The organism is Denitrificimonas caeni, from assembly GCF_027498055.1.
Classification (GTDB): domain Bacteria; phylum Pseudomonadota; class Gammaproteobacteria; order Pseudomonadales; family Pseudomonadaceae; genus Denitrificimonas.
Genome location: NZ_CP114976.1, coordinates 1,798,762 through 1,817,542, shown reverse-complemented (window position 1 = coordinate 1,817,542; position 18,781 = coordinate 1,798,762). Strand labels below are relative to the sequence as shown.

General features: G+C 46.8%; 20 protein-coding genes, 1 tRNA gene and 1 pseudogene. 10 read left to right on the top strand and 12 right to left on the bottom strand.

The genetic code is table 11. The annotated features are described in order from the left end of the window. Positions 1-145: 145 nt before the first annotated feature. Positions 146-1,825, top strand: a complete 1,680-nt coding sequence (rpsA, locus tag O6P33_RS08645; RefSeq protein WP_269817386.1) for a 30S ribosomal protein S1 — start codon at positions 146-148, stop codon at positions 1,823-1,825. A gap of 110 nt (positions 1,826-1,935) precedes the next feature. Here rpsA and O6P33_RS08640 read toward each other — a convergent pair whose 3' ends face one another. Beyond that, positions 1,936-2,634, bottom strand: a complete 699-nt coding sequence (locus tag O6P33_RS08640) for a class I SAM-dependent methyltransferase (protein WP_269817385.1) — start codon at positions 2,632-2,634, stop codon at positions 1,936-1,938. Positions 2,635-2,812: 178 nt separating this feature from the next. On the opposite strand from O6P33_RS08640, the gene O6P33_RS08635 reads away from it, so the two are divergent. Next, complete coding sequence (locus O6P33_RS08635; RefSeq protein ID WP_269817384.1) at positions 2,813-3,049, top strand: glutaredoxin family protein; 237 nt, start codon at positions 2,813-2,815, stop codon at positions 3,047-3,049. Here the strand turns inward: O6P33_RS08635 and O6P33_RS08630 are convergent. Further along, positions 3,042-4,433, bottom strand: a complete 1,392-nt coding sequence (locus O6P33_RS08630; protein ID WP_269817383.1) for an adenylate/guanylate cyclase domain-containing protein — start codon at positions 4,431-4,433, stop codon at positions 3,042-3,044. The genes O6P33_RS08635 and O6P33_RS08630 overlap by 8 nt on opposite strands. 367 nt (positions 4,434-4,800) lie before the next feature. On the opposite strand from O6P33_RS08630, the gene O6P33_RS08625 reads away from it, so the two are divergent. Further along, the gene (locus O6P33_RS08625; protein WP_269817382.1) at positions 4,801-5,364 is read left to right on the top strand and encodes a nitroreductase family protein; all 564 of its coding nucleotides are present in this window, start codon (positions 4,801-4,803) and stop codon (positions 5,362-5,364) included. Here O6P33_RS08625 and O6P33_RS08620 read toward each other — a convergent pair. From O6P33_RS08620 to O6P33_RS08600, 5 genes are all read right to left on the bottom strand, one after another. Then, positions 5,361-6,671 carry a HAMP domain-containing sensor histidine kinase gene (locus O6P33_RS08620; RefSeq protein ID WP_269817381.1) on the bottom strand — a complete coding sequence of 437 codons (1,311 nt, stop codon included), beginning with the start codon at positions 6,669-6,671 and terminating at the stop codon, positions 5,361-5,363. The two genes, O6P33_RS08625 and O6P33_RS08620, sit on opposite strands and share 4 nt — an antisense overlap. Positions 6,672-6,737: 66 nt before the next feature. After that, on the bottom strand, positions 6,738-7,178 hold the full coding sequence (locus tag O6P33_RS08615) for a hypothetical protein (protein WP_269817380.1): 441 nt from the start codon (positions 7,176-7,178) through the stop codon (positions 6,738-6,740). Between the two features lie 108 nt (positions 7,179-7,286). After that, a complete protein-coding gene (locus O6P33_RS08610; protein ID WP_269817379.1) occupies positions 7,287-7,976 on the bottom strand; it encodes a response regulator transcription factor in 690 nt (229 codons plus the stop codon). A gap of 33 nt (positions 7,977-8,009) precedes the next feature. Beyond that, positions 8,010-8,312: a YciI family protein gene (locus O6P33_RS08605; RefSeq protein WP_269817378.1), complete on the bottom strand. Its 303-nt coding sequence runs from the start codon at positions 8,310-8,312 to the stop codon at positions 8,010-8,012. A gap of 2 nt (positions 8,313-8,314) precedes the next feature. After that, complete coding sequence (locus tag O6P33_RS08600; protein WP_269817377.1) at positions 8,315-8,905, bottom strand: septation protein A; 591 nt, start codon at positions 8,903-8,905, stop codon at positions 8,315-8,317. Between the two features lie 66 nt (positions 8,906-8,971). Between O6P33_RS08600 and O6P33_RS08595 the strand changes: the two genes are divergently transcribed. The 5 genes from O6P33_RS08595 to O6P33_RS08575 all read left to right on the top strand — a co-directional run bounded on the left by O6P33_RS08595 (position 8,972) and on the right by O6P33_RS08575 (position 12,866). Further along, on the top strand, positions 8,972-9,832 hold the full coding sequence (locus tag O6P33_RS08595; protein WP_269817376.1) for a PHP domain-containing protein: 861 nt from the start codon (positions 8,972-8,974) through the stop codon (positions 9,830-9,832). A gap of 16 nt (positions 9,833-9,848) precedes the next feature. Then, positions 9,849-10,469 (top strand): L-threonylcarbamoyladenylate synthase, encoded by a 621-nt coding sequence (locus O6P33_RS08590; protein WP_269817375.1) that lies wholly within the window; start codon positions 9,849-9,851, stop codon positions 10,467-10,469. A gap of 12 nt (positions 10,470-10,481) precedes the next feature. Then, positions 10,482-11,324, top strand: coding sequence for a segregation and condensation protein A (locus O6P33_RS08585; RefSeq protein WP_269819497.1), 843 nt, complete (start codon positions 10,482-10,484; stop codon positions 11,322-11,324). Further along, positions 11,317-12,102: an SMC-Scp complex subunit ScpB gene (gene scpB, locus O6P33_RS08580; RefSeq protein ID WP_269817374.1), complete on the top strand. Its 786-nt coding sequence runs from the start codon at positions 11,317-11,319 to the stop codon at positions 12,100-12,102. The genes O6P33_RS08585 and scpB overlap by 8 nt, the downstream gene beginning before the upstream one ends. A gap of 230 nt (positions 12,103-12,332) precedes the next feature. Further along, positions 12,333-12,866, top strand: coding sequence for a copper chaperone PCu(A)C (locus O6P33_RS08575; RefSeq protein ID WP_269817373.1), 534 nt, complete (start codon positions 12,333-12,335; stop codon positions 12,864-12,866). Positions 12,867-12,945: 79 nt separating this feature from the next. On the opposite strand, the gene gorA is transcribed toward O6P33_RS08575, so the two are convergent. The 3 genes from gorA to O6P33_RS08560 form a co-directional block, all read right to left on the bottom strand. Continuing rightward, positions 12,946-14,301 carry a glutathione-disulfide reductase gene (gene gorA / locus O6P33_RS08570; RefSeq protein ID WP_269817372.1) on the bottom strand — a complete coding sequence of 452 codons (1,356 nt, stop codon included), beginning with the start codon at positions 14,299-14,301 and terminating at the stop codon, positions 12,946-12,948. A 43-nt stretch (positions 14,302-14,344) separates the two neighbouring features. Further along, on the bottom strand, positions 14,345-15,178 hold the full coding sequence (gene galU, locus O6P33_RS08565; protein ID WP_269817371.1) for a UTP--glucose-1-phosphate uridylyltransferase GalU: 834 nt from the start codon (positions 15,176-15,178) through the stop codon (positions 14,345-14,347). A gap of 139 nt (positions 15,179-15,317) precedes the next feature. Further along, positions 15,318-15,986 (bottom strand): Bax inhibitor-1/YccA family protein, encoded by a 669-nt coding sequence (locus O6P33_RS08560; RefSeq protein WP_269817370.1) that lies wholly within the window; start codon positions 15,984-15,986, stop codon positions 15,318-15,320. Between the two features lie 115 nt (positions 15,987-16,101). On the opposite strand from O6P33_RS08560, the gene O6P33_RS08555 reads away from it, so the two are divergent. Together O6P33_RS08555 and O6P33_RS13225 are read left to right on the top strand one after the other, a co-directional pair. After that, a tRNA-Ser gene (locus O6P33_RS08555) sits at positions 16,102-16,189 on the top strand. 590 nt (positions 16,190-16,779) lie between these two features. Further along, positions 16,780-17,106 (top strand): annotated as a pseudogene (locus tag O6P33_RS13225) (cell filamentation protein Fic); the annotation flags it as partial. 221 nt (positions 17,107-17,327) lie between these two features. On the opposite strand, the gene O6P33_RS08545 reads toward O6P33_RS13225, so the two are convergent. Together O6P33_RS08545 and O6P33_RS08540 are read right to left on the bottom strand one after the other, a co-directional pair. After that, positions 17,328-17,540 (bottom strand): DUF3322 domain-containing protein, encoded by a 213-nt coding sequence (locus O6P33_RS08545; RefSeq protein ID WP_420094989.1) that lies wholly within the window; start codon positions 17,538-17,540, stop codon positions 17,328-17,330. A 110-nt stretch (positions 17,541-17,650) separates the two neighbouring features. Next, positions 17,651-18,718, bottom strand: a complete 1,068-nt coding sequence (locus O6P33_RS08540; RefSeq protein WP_269817367.1) for an RNA-guided endonuclease InsQ/TnpB family protein — start codon at positions 18,716-18,718, stop codon at positions 17,651-17,653. Between the last annotated feature and the right edge of the window lie 63 nt (positions 18,719-18,781).

Genomic DNA, 18,781 nt, shown 5'->3' with positions numbered 1-18,781 from the left:
CCACACAAGAGTGTGTTTAGCTCAAAATTGGATCATGTGCAGCTCCCAGATAATAGCTGCCATGCTTTCAACTTATAAATAAGACCACATTATATCTGGAATGTGGATTTGGGCAGATTTTTGCCCTCGATCAGCAGGATTAAACATGAGCGAAAGCTTTGCAGACCTTTTTGAAGAAAGCCTAAAAACTTTAGACATGCAGCCCGGTGCAATCATCAGCGGCATTATTGTTGATATCGACGGTGATTGGGTAACAGTACACGCTGGTTTAAAATCAGAAGGTGTTATCCCCGTTGAGCAGTTCTACAATGAGCAAGGCGAACTGACGATTAAAGTGGGTGATGAAGTCCACGTTGCGCTTGACGCGGTAGAAGATGGTTTTGGTGAAACCAAACTATCCCGTGAAAAAGCTAAGCGTGCTGAGTCTTGGCTGGTTCTTGAAGCGTCATTTAACGCTGAAGAAGTGGTCATCGGTGTTATCAACGGTAAGGTTAAAGGTGGCTTTACAGTTGATGTGAACGGTATTCGCGCGTTCTTACCAGGTTCTTTGGTAGACGTTCGCCCTGTTCGCGACACTACGCATCTAGAAGGTAAAGAGCTTGAGTTCAAAGTAATCAAGCTTGATCAAAAACGTAACAACGTTGTTGTTTCACGTCGTAGCGTTCTTGAAGCAGAAAACAGCGCTGAGCGCGAAGCACTACTTGAGAACCTGCAAGAAGGTCAGCAAGTTAAAGGTATCGTTAAGAACCTTACAGATTACGGTGCATTCGTTGATCTGGGTGGTGTTGATGGTCTGTTGCACATTACTGATATGGCTTGGAAGCGCATTAAGCACCCAAGCGAAATCGTTAACGTTGGCGACGAGATCGACGTTAAAGTATTGAAATTCGACCGCGAGCGTAACCGTGTTTCTTTAGGCCTGAAGCAGTTGGGCGAAGATCCATGGGTAGCAATCAAAGCCCGTTACCCAGAAGGTACGCGTGTTAATGCACGTGTAACCAACCTGACGGACTACGGTTGCTTTGCTGAGCTGGAAGAAGGTGTTGAAGGGTTGGTTCACGTTTCAGAAATGGACTGGACTAACAAGAATATTCACCCATCCAAAGTCGTACAGGTTGGTGACGAAGTTGAAGTTCAGGTTCTGGACATCGATGAAGAGCGCCGTCGTATTTCTCTGGGTATCAAGCAGTGCAAATCTAACCCATGGGAAGATTTCTCCAGCCAGTTCAATAAGAACGATAAAGTCTCCGGTACTATTAAGTCGATCACTGACTTTGGTATCTTTATCGGTCTAGATGGCGGCATCGATGGTTTAGTGCACTTGTCTGACATCAGCTGGCATGAAGCAGGCGAAGAAGCTGTTCGTCGCTACAAGAAAGGCGATGAGCTAGAGACTGTTATTCTATCTGTTGACCCAGAGCGTGAGCGTATCTCCCTTGGTCTTAAGCAGTTAGAAGACGATCCATTCTCCAGCTATGCTTCAGAGCACGAGAAAGGCACTATCGTTACCGGTACTGTTAAAGAAGTTGACGCTAAAGGTGCAGTTATCCTTTTGGCTGACGACATCGAAGCAGTTCTGAAAGCATCTGAAATCAGCCGTGACCGTGTTGAAGACGCGCGTAACGTTCTGAAAGAAGGCGACGAGGTTGAAGCGAAAATCATCAACATCGACCGCAAATCTCGCGTTATTAACTTGTCTATCAAGTCTAAAGACGTTGAAGAAGAAAAAGATGCAATGAAAGAAATGCGTAAGCAGGAAGTAGAAGCTGCTGGTCCAACCACCTTAGGTGATTTGATCCGTCAAGCTCAAGAAGGCAAGAACTAATACAGTTCTTAGCGTTCACAAAAAAGGGTGACTTCGGTCACCCTTTTTTTATTCATGGATTAAATCAAAGTAAGCCTGCTCGAGCTTCTATTTAGCACAAGCAGGGCAGGCTAGCAGCGATTATAAATCAGTAAGCGCCCACGGTAGGCTCCATGCTCTGGATCATTTTCGATGATGACTTCATCGGAACTCAAGCCAAATCCAAGCTTATCCATCTTTCGATTAAACGCCGTGCGATAACCGCGATTAGGGTCGACAATCCAGACTTCAGATTTTTCACTGGCGTGCAGGTTAACAAAGCGTGCCAGCTCGTTCGGCATATCTGGTTCGTAGAGCAAATCACTGCCAACAATTAAGTCGTATTTTTTCTCCAGGAGCGCAGCACCGGTGTCGGCAATCGATGGCGTCGGGTGCTCTCCCCACTGACCATGGCGGAAAGGTAACTTCGGCAGGTTATTTAATAACAAGTTTTCCTGCAAGAATAATTTGGCTTTAGGGTGGCGATCGGACGCAGTAATATTAGCGCCGCGACGGTGCGCCACTAAACTGGCTAAAGCCAGGCCACAGCCAATTTCTAAAATCTTTTCTTCTGGGTTCACGGGCCGTAAAGCTAAGGCGCTTGCCAGTCGAATACTGGATGGCCAGAGCATGCCAAACAGCGACCAAGATGTTGAGCAAATACCCAAACGCAAGGCTGCACCTTCGGGGTCATAGTATTGCTGACGATCAAGTAGCGAGCGAACAATAAGATCATCTACGCCTTCAATCTCAATATTTTGTATTTTTGTATAATAATTTTGCGCGTTCATGAATAAATCATATAAAAAGGCCTCAAATACTTAGATTGAGACAGTATCGCACAAACCTGAAAATCCTTCCTAAAATCCTTGCATTTTGTGGATTTGTCGACTTTTATGAGTTTTAGCTGATTTTAAACGCCTGTTTAATTATAATCGCAGCTTAATTAACTTTAGAAGCAGAGCCACAATGCAAGCACATTGCCAGTTATTCGGTACTTTAGGCTGTCACCTCTGCGATGAGGCTGAGCAGGTTTTACAGCCCTTTGTTGCGCAGGGTTTAATTGTCGAGTTACTGGATATTATTGATTCAGCAGACTGGCTCGAACGTTATGCTTTAACAATTCCAGTGCTGCGCAGGGTGGATAATGGCCAAGAGTTAAACTGGCCATTTGATGAGCAAGATGTGTTGCAACTCTTTACATAATAATTTTGTCGCGCAAACGCTCAGCCGCTTCTTTAAGGGCTCCTATAACCCGTTCTTTATCGTAGTTCTGAATATTATTGGTGTCCAAATACATAGAAAAGCCCGGCAACTCGTGCTCAACATAGCTGCTAGTGGCGCCCAGATCGCGGCGAAAATCCACCACTTGGAAAATCTGAATCGGCCGTGAGAAGCCTTTTACATTGATTTGCCCCTTATCCCGGGCCATTACTACATCTTTAGTCAGTGAGTAGGTCTCGTTCGACATTAAGATTTCACCGGCCTCAGCAGCACTTTCCAAGCGGCTAGCGAGGTTCACTTCACGGCCAATAATCGTATAGTCCATACGGGTATCAGCCCCAAAGTTACCGACGGTGCAATAACCGGTATTAATCCCCATACGAATCTCGAGCGGCTTATCAATGCCTTGTGCACGCCATTGTTGGCGTAGCACTTTCATATGTTTGCGCATGGCAATAGCCATAGAAACGGCAGCAATGGCATCTTTTTTGGAGCCTTGTGTCGTAGGGTCACCAAAAAACACCATAACGCTGTCACCAATAAACTTATCAATAGTGCCGCCGTACTTTAAAACAATTTTTGACATTTCATTCAGATAAGTATTGAGCACGTCGGTGAGCGCTTCGGCTTCAAGCTCTTCTGAGAGTTCAGTAAAACCTTTAATGTCTGAAAAAAATACTGTCAGCTTCTTACGCTGCGTCCCCAGACTAACGGTGCGTTTACCGCTAAAAATGGTTTGCCAAACCTGTGGCGATAAATACTTGGCTAAGTTCTGCGCTAAGCGGGCTGCTTTTTCTTGTTCACGCTTAATATCAAGCTGTGCTTTAGCTAAGTAGACCCCCTGGAAATGTACAAAATAGGCGGTCACACAGATATAAACTGCCCCAAATACAACACTAACTACAGAGACCAATAAAGGCACTTCAAGAGTAAGTGGCGTTTGTAATAGAACCCCAGCACCTGCAGCAAAAATTAAAATGGCAATAAGCATCGGCAGCATTAAACCTATGCCACCAATAATTAAGGCACTGAACAGGGCGATCAATAAGCCCATAAGCGTAGGAATAATGGCAAAACCAATTAGAGCAATCACTGCGCCGGTATGCAAAGCATCAAGAGAAAACAGGCTGCGTTGTACTGCAAGAGGGTAGCGCTGTCTAAATTTTGTCGCGATAAAATAAGAAAAGTGCGGGTACAGCAGTGCATATGGCACTAGCCATAAAAGATTATAAGAAAAAAAACCGACAGCAGTGCCCGCAGCAATAACTACTGCAATAAACATATAAGCTAAAACACGCGAATAAAGCTCACGAAAAGGTGCGCTCGGTGTAATGGTAAGAGGCGTATTGGACGTGTTTGCCTTCATTGACTTGCAGTTACCTTGGTATTTATTTTATTACACAGCGATATGCCCATCTACAGCACGCTAAAAGATTGGGGCAAATCACTCCTTGCTTGCAGTATCCGTCACAGCGATAACGTCAGCCATTGACCTTATAAACAACGCTAAAATGCTCGAAGGATAATACCCTGTTTTAAGCAGTGACGCTAAAATACTCAGGCATAACCTTTGATCCGCAGCACATTCTGTCAAACATTTGCAGTTAATATCCGCTTAAAGCGCAATACCCGACTAAAACAGTTGGTTATTATCCGTGATTGTTTTAATATACACCCCATAACTACGAATCATTACAGAGCCATTTGCATCTAAATGGCTGAGGAGATTAATAATGGATGCTCTAGAACTTTTATTAAAACGAGTCTCCGTGCCGCGCTTACAAGAACCTGCACCAACTGCAGAGCAGTTGGAGGTCATGCTGCGAGCAGCGATGCGAGCACCTGACCATGGACAGATTAAGCCTTGGCGTTTTATCACCATTAGTGGTGACGACCGCTACCTATTAGGTGAGCTATTTGTGCAAGGCCTGTTAGCTGCTGAGTCCGAGGCTAGCGCAGAAAAAATTGAGAAAATCCGCAATTGCCCGCTGCGCGCTCCGATGCTCTTAGTGGTGGTAGCATCTATTTGCGAGCACCCCACAGTGCCGGCCCACGAACAGTTGCTAGCCGCAGGTTGTGCAGCACATGCTATTCTTTATGCAGCACATGCGCAGGGAGTAGGGGCTGTGTGGCGTACCGGCGCCGTGGCTGAATGCCCAGTTATTAAAGCAGGCTTGGGCTTAGAGGATAATGAGCAACTGATTGCTTATATGTACTTAGGTACGCCAATCAATAGTTTGCGCAAAGCTCCAGAGGTTGATCCAACAGACTTTCTCTCTACTTGGCCAATTCGCTAACGTGTCAGCGGCAGTTGCACCGTTGCAACAAAACCGCCGTCTGGATGATTTCTAAATAGCAATTGCCCACCATGTTGCTCTATTGCTCGCTTAGCTATGGTCAGCCCCAGACCATAGCCTTGCTGCGTTTGCCCAGGGACGCGAAAGAAATTATCACCGAGTTGGCTGAGCCAGTTTTCCGCAACGCCCGGTCCGTGGTCACGTATACGAATGGTTAATCCTGTGGCTTGCTGGCTCACTTCAATGTGAATTGGCATTGACTCGGGATTAAAACGTAGGGCATTGCGCAGTAAGTTATCCAGTGCGCGCTGCAAGATTTCAGGCCAACCTAAATACGTGCAGTTGGCCGCACAACTGATCTCTATGCTTTGCTCTGGCTCTAATAATGCAGCATCATCGCGCAGCTTATACAGCAGCTGATCAATGGCTATCACTTGTTTGTTTTCCTGCACCTGATCAAGACGGGCTAGGGTAAGAATTTCATTGATCAAAGCATCAAGGCGCTCGCACTCAAGGTGCAATCGTGGCCATAAAGTAGCTCGTTCATTGGCATCGCCGCGCTCAGCCAGGGCTAATGCCACCTGCAGCCGAGCTAAAGGCGAACGCAGCTCATGGGATACATCCCGCAACAGCTGTCGTTGACTTTTAATGAGCCCTTGTAGGCGCTGGCCCATATGATTGAAGTCAGCTGCGAGTACGCCAAGCTCGTCTCGTCTGGTCGCTAGCTGGCTCAAATGCTCTTTCTGATAGGTGGTTTGCCCTAGATCATGTACCGCATCACGTAAGCGACTCAGCGGTCGAGTAATGGATAACGTCAGCAGCAAACTCATCACAGTTAATACGACCAAAGCCAGCACTAATGCACTGAGTGGCCGCAAACCATTGTTGCGCTGCCAAGCACCAAGCTCACTGTGTGCGATGCGATACACAAACAAATAACTTTTGCCGTTACTGTCGGTAATTTCTTGAGTGATGCGCCGCCACGGTAAATGCTGCATGCCACGCTTGGCTTCCCAAGCTAATGAGCGTGAAGATAATTCGCGACCTAAAGACACGCCATTGTCATCAAGGATTTGCGTTTCAATGCGGTAACGGCGTTTTTGCTGCTGTAAGTAGAAGAGGGCCGGCTCAGTCGCCCCTGACTCATATAAACTGAGCCAAGTGGTCGCGAAGTTTTTCAAACCTGGATGATGGTTTAAAATCCACGCATCTTGATTAAACATGCGTACGAGTAAATAGGTTAGGGCACCCATAACCACTAAAGCGAGCCAGAATGCGCCAAGTATCCGCCAAAACAATGAGCGCATAACTGTATTCCTCGAACAAAAAAACGGCTCAAACTGAGTTTGAACCGTTGATTAAAGACAGCGGTATTACTGAGCGCTATTGCGCTGAGTGCGCTTACCTTCACCCATAGCAGAGTTTTTACCTGATTTTTGCATATGCTTATGCATTCTGTGCTGCATTTTCTCTGTTTCGGCATCAAAGGTTGCACGCTGCTTGTCATTCAGCAAAGCACGCAATTTATCATGATGGGCCATGCGCGACTTTTGTTGCTGTTGACGGTGCTCTTGCATTTCCGCTTGGAAAGCTTTGCGCTGTTCTGGGGTTAGCTCTAAGCGATCAAACCATGCAGCTTGACGCTGTTGCATCTTTTCGCTGTAGCCTTTGGATGTGTTTTGAGCTTGACCAGCCTGCTTTTTTTGCATGCTTTGCTGGCCTTTATTTTGACCCTGTTGACCTTCACCAGGCATTGCCCACACGCTTAATGGCAACATGGCGCTGAGGACCAGTGCAGTTAATTTAATTCGCATGATAGATCTCCTAATTGATTTACCCGCTCACTGCGGCATGACTCTAGTATGCCCTAGACAGTGTCAACTGCAGTCAAGCAGATGTAAAGGCAAGGTAAACTATAGATTTTACAGGCTATAAAAATAACCACGGCCGCGCAGCGCCACAATTCGTGGTCGTGTATCCGTATGTGGGCCAAGCTTACGGCGTAAATTACTGACATGCATATCCAAGCTGCGGTCATACAAAGTGAGCTTTCGATCCAAGGCTAACTGAGCCAATTGCTGTTTATCAATGGGTTCTCCTGGAGCAGCCAGTAAAGCCTCTAAAATACGCCCTTCGGATACGGTGAGAACGATATCATCCTGTTTACCTATATTGGCCACCCCGCGCGCTGGGCTGTACTGCAAATCACCGACAGCAATGGTGCTTGGTGCTGCCAACGGCATGCTGATACTGCGGCGCAACACCGCGCGCAACCGCGCTGTCAGTTCACGGGGGTCACAAGGCTTAGCCAAATAATCATCTGCGCCCAATTCTAAACCTATGATCCGGTCTGTGGGTTCGCCGCGGGCTGAGAGCATCAATACTGGCAGTTTCGGATGTTCTGCACGAATCTTACGCAGTAATTGTAAGCCGTTACCATCGGGAAGCATCACATCAAGAATGACGGCTTCAGGCTCTGGGTTACTGTCCAAATAATCACGCGCGCTTTGCGTATCAAAGCAGGTTTGCACCACAAAACCTTCTTGACTGAGCCAGTGCGCCAATAGCTCACACAGCTCTTGATCATCATCGACTAATAAAATATTGCTCATGGCAATTTAACGGCTCCAGCCAACTCGCATGCTTTATTTTGGAAACACTTGTTTAAAGGGCTTAACCTGCACCGCAGCATAAACGCCAGCAGCACAATAGGGGTCAGCCTTGGCCCAGTCTTGTGCAGCCTGTAACGAAGCAAACTCAGCAACTACTAGGCTACCACTAAAACCAGCGCTGCCTGGGTCACTGCTATCGACAGCTGGGTGTGGCCCAGCAAGCACTAGACGCCCGGCTTCTTGCAAGGCTGCTAAACGAGCTAAATGCGCCGGGCGCGCAGCTAGGCGGTTTTCTAAACTATCGTCTACATCCGTAGCAATAATGGCATATAGCATTTTTATTCCTTATTAGAGGGGGTAGGCATGTCTTGCATATGGCGGGATAAAAACACCCCTTGGCCAATTAAAAACAATAGCGTTAAACCTAGGCTGCCAAACACTTTGAAATCCACCCAGATCGTATGGAAGGTAAAGGCAACAAATAAGTTGGCTGCGCCCAAGACAATAAAAAACACAATCCAAGCGATATTGAGCTTGACCCAAATAGGCTCAGGCAGGCTGACAGCATGGCCCATCACCCGTTTAATCAATGGTTGCTTGCCAATAAAGTGACTGCCAGCAAAGCCTAGAGCGAATAGCCAGTTCACCACCGGCGCTTTCCACTTCAGAAAGGTTTCGCTGTGAAAGGCTAACGTCAAACCACCAAAGAACAAACAGCCCAGTAGAGTAATCCATTGGCTTTTCTCTAAGCGGCGGTGAGCCACAAATAAAGAGCCGTAAACCAACACTGAGCTAATAATTAACACCGCAGTAGCACTAAAAATACCGCCCACGGAAAAGACCTGTCCGGCCAGCTCAACATCGCGAGGTTCGAGCTTAAAGACAATAAAGAACAAGATAAGAGGGATAAAATCGATGAATTGTTTCACAGTACGCGCCATAACAGAAAGGAAACGGCATAATAGCAAAGACAGCAGCAAGCGTAAGCATTGAAAATGGATATAGATCTACATTGTCACAGTACAGCCTCAGATGGCGCTTTACCTCCCCGCGAAGTAGTCTTTCGTGCCCATGAGCAGGGCGTCAAGGTTCTTGCGCTCACCGATCATGACACCATCGAAGGTTTGCCTGAGGCACAACAAGCAGCAGGCGAGGTGGGCATACAACTGATAACAGGGATTGAATTGTCGTGTTTATGGGGCGGTGCGACCATCCATATCCTCGGTTATAACTTTGCTTTAGATGACCCGCATATTATTGAGGCGACTAACGCATTACATAAAGGTCGCTGGCTGCGTGCCGAAGAAATTGCCCAGCGCTTAGCCACAAAAGGCATGACAGGTGCGCTGGAAGGGGCTTTAGCGGCACAGAAAGCACTGGGAGGTGATAGCTCAAATGCACCAGCACGCCCGCACTTTGCTCAGTTTTTAGTTCAACAAGGCCATGTGCGCGACCATGCAGAAGCATTTCGTAAATGGCTGGGGGCAGGGAAAATCGGTGATGTAAAACAGCATTGGCCAACCTTAGAAGAAACCATGCACACTTTAAACAAAGCTAACGCTCTGATTAGTCTTGCGCATTTGTATCATTACAAATTTACTCGGAGCAAAAGACGACGTCTGGTGCAAGACTTTGTTAATGCCGGTGGACATGCGCTTGAAGTGGTGAATGGCGTGCAACCAGCAGAGCAGGTGGGTACATTGTCAATTTTAGCCCGTGAGTTTAATTTGAAAGTGACTGCAGGCAGTGACTTCCATCTGCCGCAACAATGGTCTGAATTAGGCCGCTACCGGGCTGTGCCGGATGATTTAACCCCTTTATTTGAGTCACCCTTAGGTGCACAAGCAACTACTTAACCATGAGGATATGGCGATGAAATTTTTCCAGATTCATGCGGAAAACCCGCAAGACCGCTTAATTAAGCAAGCGGTGGATGTGATCCGCAAGGGCGGAGTCATTATTTACCCAACCGACTCTTCTTATGCATTAGGCTGCCGCTTAGGCGACAAAAGCGCACTGGATCGAATCCGCCGTATTCGTCAGTTGGATGATAAACACAACTTCACTTTAATGTGCCGTGACCTGTCTGATTTAGGTGTTTTCGCCAAGGTTAACTCCAGTGCTTTTCGCTTATTAAAAGCTTATACGCCAGGGCCTTACACTTATATCCTCAACGCAACTCGAGAAGTGCCGCGCATGCTTATGCATCCCAAGCGGCGCACCATTGGTCTACGCGTTCCAGCGCATCCTATTGCCCACGCCTTGCTTGCTGAGCTTGGTGAGCCACTGATGAGCGTCAGCTTAATTTTGCCAGATTCAGAGATGCCATTGAGCGATCCTTATGAGATTCGTGAGCTCTTAGAATACCAAGTGGACTTAATTATTGATGGTGGCTACGGCGGCATTGAAGCCTCGACAGTGGTTAGTTTTGTGGATGAAGAGCCAGAGATTCTCCGCGAAGGCATTGGTGACCCAGATCCTTTTCGAGTTTAAGTTTTGAGCATGATGTCGCCAGCGCAGACCAGCAAGCAAGTGCAGGGGAGTACAGTACCAGAGCCAGAGGCCGAGCAGTTGCCTTTGGCATTGGTGTATGGCGAAGCGCTAAATGATCTGCCGTTGGATCTGTATATTCCGCCGGATGCGCTCGAGGTGATTCTTGAGGCCTTTGAAGGGCCTCTAGACTTGTTGCTGTACTTAATTCGCAAAGAAAATATCGATATTCTTGATATTCAAGTGGCGCAAATTACCCAGCAATATATGGGGTATGTGGAGCTAATGAAAGCTGTGCGCTTAGAGCTGGCCGCTGAGTACTTGGTGATGGCGGCGATGCTTGCGGAAATCAAATCGCGCATGCTGTTACCGCGCTCTCAGTACAGTAGTGTCGATGAGGAAGATGATCCGCGCGCTGAGTTAATCCGACGCTTACAGGAGTATGAGCGTTTTAAAGCTGCAGCTGAAAATCTTGATGAAATCCCGCGAATGGGGCGAGATATCTTTACTGCCCAAGCCGTAGCGCCTGCAGCAAAAGTTCGCCGTTTGTTACCTGATGTGGCTTTCGAAGATCTACTTTTAGCCATGTCGGCCGTGTTGCGACGTGCAGATATGTTTGAAAGCCACCAAATCAGCCGTGAAAGCTTATCCACCCGTGAGCGTATGAGTATGATACTGGAGGCTTTACGCGAGGGCAGTTTTGTACCTTTTGTGCGCTTATTTACCGTTACTGAGGGGCGCTTAGGTGTAGTAGTGACTTTTATGGCCATTTTAGAGCTGGTTAAAGAGTCACTGATTGAGCTGGTGCAAAATGAAGCTTTTAGTGAAATCCATGTGCGAGTAAGAACCCATGAGTGAGCTTGATTTTGATAACTCACAGCAACTCTCTAAAGTGCTGGAGGCCGTGCTTTTGGCTGCGGCGAAACCTTTAAGCATTGAGCGTATAGCCGAGCTTTTTGATGAGTCTGCACGGCCTAGTACAGGCCAAATCAAGGCCGCTTTCACGCTGTTAGCCAGCGATATCAGTCAACGATCCTACCAACTGCAGGAAGTTGCCTCGGGCTTTCGCTTACAGGTGCGTAGTGATTATGCGCCTTGGGTTGCTCGTTTGTGGGAGGAACGTCCGCAGCGTTACTCACGGGCGATGCTAGAAACCTTGGCCTTAATTGCTTATCGCCAACCCATTACACGGGGCGAGATTGAGGATGTGCGCGGTGTGGCAGTGAGCTCGCAAATCATCAAAACACTGCAGGAGCGTGAGTGGGTACGCATTGTTGGCTATAAGGATGTTCCGGGTAAGCCAGCCATGTTAGCGACGACCAAGGCATTTTTAGATTATTTCAACCTGCAGGGCCTAGATGAGCTACCAAACCTCAGTGAGTTAAAAGAGCTGCAGCCAGCAGCAGATGAGCTGGGTGCACCTGTTGAAGCAGTAGAGCAACAAGCCAGTGTTGCTACTATCGATGGACAGCCAGAGCACAGTAGTGAACAAGTGAGCTTTAGCTCATTACTGGCCGAGCTCGACGGGATGGAGCAAGGCTTGAGCACTGATTTTAATGACCCTGCGTTGGTTGCAGAGCCTGCAGATAGCGCAGCAAGCACTGAAACGGATATACAGCCAGACATTGAGAAATAAAGCATGGGCAATAATCGTTGTGATTGGCGTATTGACGTAAAGAACAGTTTTTAGGGCTGACAGAATAACTCCATAAAAGTGCCATAATCAATATTATGTTAAATCGACTATATTGAATAATACCTAAACCAGCCATCACTGCTGCACAATGCCGCATCGCTCAGCCCATAGACCCATGCTAAGTTAGCTAGTACTGACAAATATCAATACTATTGAAAGGATCCTGAGTTATGCGCTTTACCTCTATTGCCGCTAGCATCTTCGCCTTGGCTATTACTGCAGTTTTACCTGTCTACGCTGAACAAACGCCTCAGGCGGCAGCACAGAGCGCTGAGCAGCAGGAAAAAACGATTACTGTGAATGACGCCTGGTCCCGTGAGCTGCCCCCTACTGCACCAGTGGGTGCGGTTTTTTTGCACATTGAGAACCATAGCGCGCTGCCCGACCGCCTCATAAGTGCTAACAGCAGCATTGCTGAGGTCACTGAGCTGCATGCGCATATTCATGAGGGCGACGTGATGCGTATGGTTAAAGTTGAGGCCATTGATATTCCCGCTCACAGCCAGCTCACCCTAGAGCCAGGCGGCTATCACATTATGTTGATTGATCTGCAAAAGCCTTTAGTGGCTGGCGAACAGCTGCCCTTAACCCTGCAGTTTGAACAAGCAGGCACATTTGATTTAATTGTTGAAATCAAAAACAGCGATGCAGGCACTTCTGCCGAGCAACAGCATATGGATCACGCAGAACACAGTCACCACTGAAGCCATACTTATTATCACCGCATAGCAAAACGGCGCAAAAAATGCGCCGTTTTAGTTCTAACTCAAGCTCACTGCTAAGCTAGGCACTGGGTGTGCGCATAGTGACAAACTCTTCTGCAGCAGTTGGGTGAATGCCGATAGTTTCATCAAACACCTGCTTGGTGGCCCCGGCTTTTAAAGCCACAGCAATTCCTTGCATCAATTCCCCTGCATCCGGCCCAACCATATGGCAGCCGAGAACGCGATCGGTTTTCTTATCAACCACCAGCTTCATAAAGATACGTTCTTGCTGCTCAGACAGGCTTAACTTCATTGGTCTAAAGCTGGTTTTAAATACCTGCACCGAAAAGCCATCAGCCCTTGCCTGCTCTTCACTGACACCAACGGTCGCAATGTTAGGGATACTGAAAACCGCGGTTGGAATCAACTCGTAATTTACCGGTTTGTATTCTTCTGGGCGGAATAAGCGCCGCGCGACGGCCATTCCTTCAGCTAAAGCCACTGGGGTTAATTGCATACCGCCAGTAACATCACCAATAGCTAGAATACTGCTTTCAGACGTTTGGTACAGCTCATCTACAGCAATATTGCCATGCTTATCGAGCTTAACATCGACGTTTTCCAAGCCCAGATTATCCAGCATCGGACGTCGACCTGTAGCGTAAAAAATACAATCGACCTCTGTAGTCTGTCCATCTTTAAAGGTGATCAGCAGGCTGTTATCTTCTTGCTTATCAATACGTTGCACATCACAATTAAAGCGTAACGTCATATCAGTTTTTAATAGCTCTTGATGCAAGTGCTCACGTACATCTTGGTCAAAGCCACGTAAAAATAAATCACCACGATAAGCCAGTTGTGTTTCAGAACCCAGCCCTTGGAACACTGAAGCAAACTCTACGGCGATATAACCGCCACCAATAACCAACACACGCTTTGGCTGTTCTTTTAAGAAAAACACTTGATTGGAATCAGTAACATGCTCTCGACCTGGTATCTCCGGGACTTGTGGCCAGCCCCCTACAGCAATCAAAATGTGCTTTGCGCTGTACTCTTTGCCTTCCACTGCAACAGTGTGCGCATTAATAATCTTGGCATGGCCATTCAGCAGGTTGACGCCACTGTTCACCAGCAACTTTTCGTAAATACCATTTAAACGCGCAATCTCAGTGTTTTTATTGCTAATTAAGGTATTCCAATCAAAACCTTTGGCGTCCACATCCCAGCCAAAACTACGACTGAGTTTAAACTCGTCCTGATAAGTAGCGGCATAGACCATCAGTTTTTTTGGCACACAGCCAACGTTAACGCAGGTTCCGCCTAAATAGCGGCTTTCAGCCACAGCAACTTTTGCGCCAAATGAGGCTGCAAAACGGGCAGCGCGTACACCACCTGAACCCGCACCAATGACAAACAAATCAAAATCATAGGACATAACTCTACTCTCCAGTTCAGGTGGTTAACACGTCGGGCAAAAATTATTGACCTTCTTTATACAGATTTTCATAACAGAAGTTGGTTGCGTCAATGTAGCCTTCAACACTGCCGCAATCAAAGCGCTGCCCTTTAAACTTATACGCTAGCACACAGCCATCTTGCGCCTGCTTCATCAAGGCGTCAGTGATTTGTATCTCACCGCCCTTACCCGGCTCTGTTTGTGCAATTAAATCAAAAATATCCGGAGTTAAAATGTAGCGACCAATAATGGCCAGGTTAGACGGCGCATCTTCTGGTTTAGGCTTTTCTACCATGGAGTGCACACGATAAATATCTTCACGGATCATTTCGCCAGCAATCACACCGTATTTCGCAGTGTCTTCTTTTGGCACTTCTTGGATAGCAACAATTGAGCAGCGAAACTGCTTGTAGAGCTTGATCATTTGTTGCAGGACACCGTCCCCTTCAGGGTTAATGCACAGGTCATCAGCAAGCACCACTGCAAAGGCCTCATCACCAATTAGAGTGCGGCCCGTGAGAATTGCATGCCCGAGTCCTTTCATCTGAATTTGGCGGGTATAGGAGAAGGTGCAGCTATCAATTAAGCTTCTCACGCCCTTTAGGTACTCTTCTTTATCTGTACCAAGAATTTGTTGCTCCATTTCGTAGCTGATATCAAAATGGTCTTCAATGGCACGTTTATTGCGCCCAGTAACAATCGCGATTTCTTTCAGCCCTGCTTCCAGTGCTTCTTCGACACCATATTGAATCAATGGCTTATTAACGACAGGTAGCATTTCTTTAGGCATAGCCTTAGTTGCAGGTAGAAAACGGGTGCCGTAGCCTGCCGCAGGAAATAAGCATTTTTTAATCATGACAGATCCTTGTGTACTTTATGTGCATGCTTAACATGCTGTCGAGAGTGGTGATTTTATGCCGAACGCATAATCTAAATAATAAAAAGGCCCTACTGTTGAAATAGAGCCTATTTTGCAAGCCTCAGCGAGTAATTTATTAGTCGTTGCTAACAACACCTAAAATATTCAGCAAGCTTAAGAACAAGTTGTAAATGGATACATACAGGCTAATGGTGGCCATGATGTAGTTACGCTCACCACCATTAATGATTGCGCTAGTCTGATAGAGAATCACTGCCGATGAGAACAGTACAAAACCTGCACTGATGGCCAGCTGTAGGCCTGAAATATCAAAAATAAAGCCTGCAATTATTGCTGCGATTAAGACAAAGAAACCGACAGTAATAAAGCCACTTAAAAAGCTCATATCTTTACGGGTAATCAGCACGAACGCCGACAAGCCAGTAAAAACAAATGCTGTCATGGCAAAAGCAGAGCTAATAACGCTGCCACCATTAGGTAGCCCCATATACATATTTAGGATTGGCCCTAAGGTATAGCCCATAAAACCAGTTAGCGCGAAAGTCGTGAGCAAGCCCCAACCTGAATTGCGCAGTTTCATGGTAAGGAAAAACAAACCATAGAAGCCTACCAATGTCAGCATAAAGCCTGGGTGCGGCATGTTCATTTGCTGAGATAAATAGGCAATGAAACCACTGAACGCTAATGTCAGCGCCAATAGGCCGTAGGTGTTACGTAGCACTGTGTTACTTTCTGATCGTACTGCGGTGCTTTGCTCGAACGAGTAATTTTGTTGTTCACGCATCGTTAAACTCCTATGAATAAGTATGCAGCGAGCCATCATAACAATATTTTTGATACTTTTGCTTAAAATCGTTTGACAGAAAAAAATATTCCGCTATCATGATCGCCGTTGAAAGGGAGGAGTGGCCGAGTGGTTGAAGGCAACGGTCTTGAAAACCGTCGATGGGCGACTATCCGTGAGTTCGAATCTCACCTCCTCCGCCAAATTTAAGAAAAACCTCTGATAAGTCAGGGGTTTTTTTTCGCCTATCGGAAAGCTGACCGGTTCTATAGGTCTCTTATAAAACAATAGCTTACACAGCAATCTATACGGTTTACATTAACATAGCGCTCTAAGTTCTATTTACGGCAAATATAGCGTTTTCTGTTCCAAGACCGTTCCAGCGGCAAAAGTCTGATAATGAACGAAGAGTCTAGACGGGCAGACATGATGATAAATCGCCCATAAAACCACGGAACATGATTTTTTCGCTACCTCGCCCCTCATGCAACAAATCATGCGGTTCGATAAAGGTTACGTATTGCTTATTGCCTTTAAGCACCCACAAAATAAAATCAGGGTAAAATCCGCCAGCTTCAAAAAACTACACCTTTGCCACGACTGTGGTTACGTAACAAATACAGTTCAACACCTTCGCTCGTTACGTTCTTGGTGCTGGTCACACCAGTCTTTTAAATCCTCAACAAACCGATCAGTACAACGTTTTGCCCATGTTATAGCCCAGCATTGCGGCCATATTGAAAACCCATTAAGTAGCGATAGTCTACGCACGCTGCAGGCCGGTATTCTTGGTGAGGATGCTCTGTTTGCATGGCGCTACCCTGATTTAACTGCACATGTTGTCTACACTGCCGACATAGTCGCCCACACCATACACACAGAAATGGCCGAAGAAGCGTGCGTATTAATGAGCTTTCAGCGTGCTCAGCAGCAGCTTAAAGATGTGCTGGAAATACCAGATCAAGATGCCAACCGTATTATTCGGTCACTTAAGGAGAATAACTGGCAGCTATCTGGCAAGCTCAAAAACGAATATCCGCAATTGGCAGACGCCGTAACAGCTGAACGCGTGATTACCGCTGTGCGCTTAGGGTTTGAGGATGATCTTGGTGGCAAGTAGAGTTTTGGCATCAAGACTTATAATCAGTAGTGTTTTCGAGGTGAAAATAACAAATTCATATGTGCACCTGTCTGTCAGCTAAGCGAGTTGATGGTAGATCGACACACAGGCTTATAGTGGTTTTAGTGCACCGTTCTTAACAAAAAAATCATCAAGGGATTCTCCAGGAATGACTTGGCCAGTATTTTCTGTTGAACGCATGCCATCATTAATGAAGCGTTTCACAAGTTGTTCGACTGCAATATCAAGCTCGCTTGCCCTTTGCTCCAATCGGCTTTTTTTCTCTGCTGTAAGCCTAATAGCAGCACTTGGGTTGCCGTCGGTTTACCAATGGCTAACCTTAACGGCCATGGCTCTGGCGCCAATAAACGCTGAGCACGAAGCGTATTGTTTTGCCATTGACGCAACAGTTGTTGCGCTAGTTCATAGAACAGCTTTCTCTTTTGTAGTGCTCCAGTCTTGCGCCAGGTCGATTAATCGTAAGCCCCACCCTGCAACTACTGGTCACACCTTACGAGCGTATAACATTGACATCCTCCCCCAGCTAAAGCAGGGGGATTCCTACTACTAGACGGCCATGCCCGACCGCGAGAATGTTCTTGGCCGCGTTTACATCGCGGTCGCTGTGCGTGACACCACACGCACTGCACGTCCATTCTCTTATTCCAAGCCCTGCGATACCTTTCGGCCTCGATTCGGGCAAACTGCCACAACTCGAACAGGTTTGGGTGGTGTATGCCTCGTTGACTTCCTTAAAAACAATGCCTGCGTGAGCGCACTTATAGTCCAACATTGTTTTTAATTGACCCCAGCCAGCGTCCAACACTGACTTGGCCATCTTGGTTTTAACGAGTTTTAAACTACTGACATTGCCGACATAGATTTCGCCGCAGCGGTTGACCAACGTGCGACTGAACTTGTGCAGCGTATCTTTTCTACGGTTAGCAATCTTGGCGTGAATGGTTTTGACTTGGGTTTTATTTTTAGCCCGTTGTGCTACGGCTAATTTCTCTTCAAGGTCACGGTAGAAACAACCCGCCTCCAGCTTTGTGCCGTCCGAGCAGGTGGCTGTGTCGGTTAAGCCAAGATCAATACCGATACGGTCTTGACCTGCTGGGATTTCAGCCTGCACATCAACCACCACATTAAAATACCAGCGGCCACGGGCATCTTCGTTAAAACTGGCAGAGCGAAACCTATATTGGCCCAAGCCATAACTGTCCCACACGTTGAAGTAGTGGCCGTTGTGGTAGACCTGACCATTTTTCCACTGTGCCGCAGCCGTATTAACGGGAATCCAGCCAAGTGAACGCCTGACACCACCCGTTTTGCGCCAATTCAACCGCGCCTTATTAAACTGTTTGCGGCGCGTGACATACTCAGCTGCAATACGCTGCACTGTTTGGCTGTGTAGCCCTAAGTCCTTACCTGCGCCATTGGTATACTTCTGAACATCATAGGCAGACAAAAACACACCATGCTCTTTAATCGAGCGCTGGCTTAATTCATTGACAAAGTTCCAGACGAAATTGACACTTCGAGTCATGCTGTTTAGCAGTGGTCGGTGCTTATCTCGAATGCGAACTTTTAATGTTTTGGTGTGCTTTATCATGCTGTATATAATACCAGTACCAACCTATATTGCAAAGACTTGAACAACCTATTAGGGGCTGCT

What these genes read in the sequence shown, in the direction of transcription:
- rpsA (WP_269817386.1), top strand. Translation starts at nt 146, where the DNA reads ATGAGCGAAAGCTTTGCAGACCTTTTTGAAGAAAGCCTAAAAACTTTA.
- O6P33_RS08640 (WP_269817385.1), bottom strand. Translation starts at nt 2,634, where the DNA reads ATGAACGCGCAAAATTATTATACAAAAATACAAAATATTGAGATTGAA.
- O6P33_RS08635 (WP_269817384.1), top strand. Translation starts at nt 2,813, where the DNA reads ATGCAAGCACATTGCCAGTTATTCGGTACTTTAGGCTGTCACCTCTGC.
- O6P33_RS08630 (WP_269817383.1), bottom strand. Translation starts at nt 4,433, where the DNA reads ATGAAGGCAAACACGTCCAATACGCCTCTTACCATTACACCGAGCGCA.
- O6P33_RS08625 (WP_269817382.1), top strand. Translation starts at nt 4,801, where the DNA reads ATGGATGCTCTAGAACTTTTATTAAAACGAGTCTCCGTGCCGCGCTTA.
- O6P33_RS08620 (WP_269817381.1), bottom strand. Translation starts at nt 6,671, where the DNA reads ATGCGCTCATTGTTTTGGCGGATACTTGGCGCATTCTGGCTCGCTTTA.
- O6P33_RS08615 (WP_269817380.1), bottom strand. Translation starts at nt 7,178, where the DNA reads ATGCGAATTAAATTAACTGCACTGGTCCTCAGCGCCATGTTGCCATTA.
- O6P33_RS08610 (WP_269817379.1), bottom strand. Translation starts at nt 7,976, where the DNA reads ATGAGCAATATTTTATTAGTCGATGATGATCAAGAGCTGTGTGAGCTA.
- O6P33_RS08605 (WP_269817378.1), bottom strand. Translation starts at nt 8,312, where the DNA reads ATGCTATATGCCATTATTGCTACGGATGTAGACGATAGTTTAGAAAAC.
- O6P33_RS08595 (WP_269817376.1), top strand. Translation starts at nt 8,972, where the DNA reads ATGGATATAGATCTACATTGTCACAGTACAGCCTCAGATGGCGCTTTA.
- O6P33_RS08590 (WP_269817375.1), top strand. Translation starts at nt 9,849, where the DNA reads ATGAAATTTTTCCAGATTCATGCGGAAAACCCGCAAGACCGCTTAATT.
- O6P33_RS08585 (WP_269819497.1), top strand. Translation starts at nt 10,482, where the DNA reads ATGTCGCCAGCGCAGACCAGCAAGCAAGTGCAGGGGAGTACAGTACCA.
- scpB (WP_269817374.1), top strand. Translation starts at nt 11,317, where the DNA reads ATGAGTGAGCTTGATTTTGATAACTCACAGCAACTCTCTAAAGTGCTG.
- O6P33_RS08575 (WP_269817373.1), top strand. Translation starts at nt 12,333, where the DNA reads ATGCGCTTTACCTCTATTGCCGCTAGCATCTTCGCCTTGGCTATTACT.
- gorA (WP_269817372.1), bottom strand. Translation starts at nt 14,301, where the DNA reads ATGTCCTATGATTTTGATTTGTTTGTCATTGGTGCGGGTTCAGGTGGT.
- galU (WP_269817371.1), bottom strand. Translation starts at nt 15,178, where the DNA reads ATGATTAAAAAATGCTTATTTCCTGCGGCAGGCTACGGCACCCGTTTT.
- O6P33_RS08560 (WP_269817370.1), bottom strand. Translation starts at nt 15,986, where the DNA reads ATGCGTGAACAACAAAATTACTCGTTCGAGCAAAGCACCGCAGTACGA.
- O6P33_RS08540 (WP_269817367.1), bottom strand. Translation starts at nt 18,718, where the DNA reads ATGATAAAGCACACCAAAACATTAAAAGTTCGCATTCGAGATAAGCAC.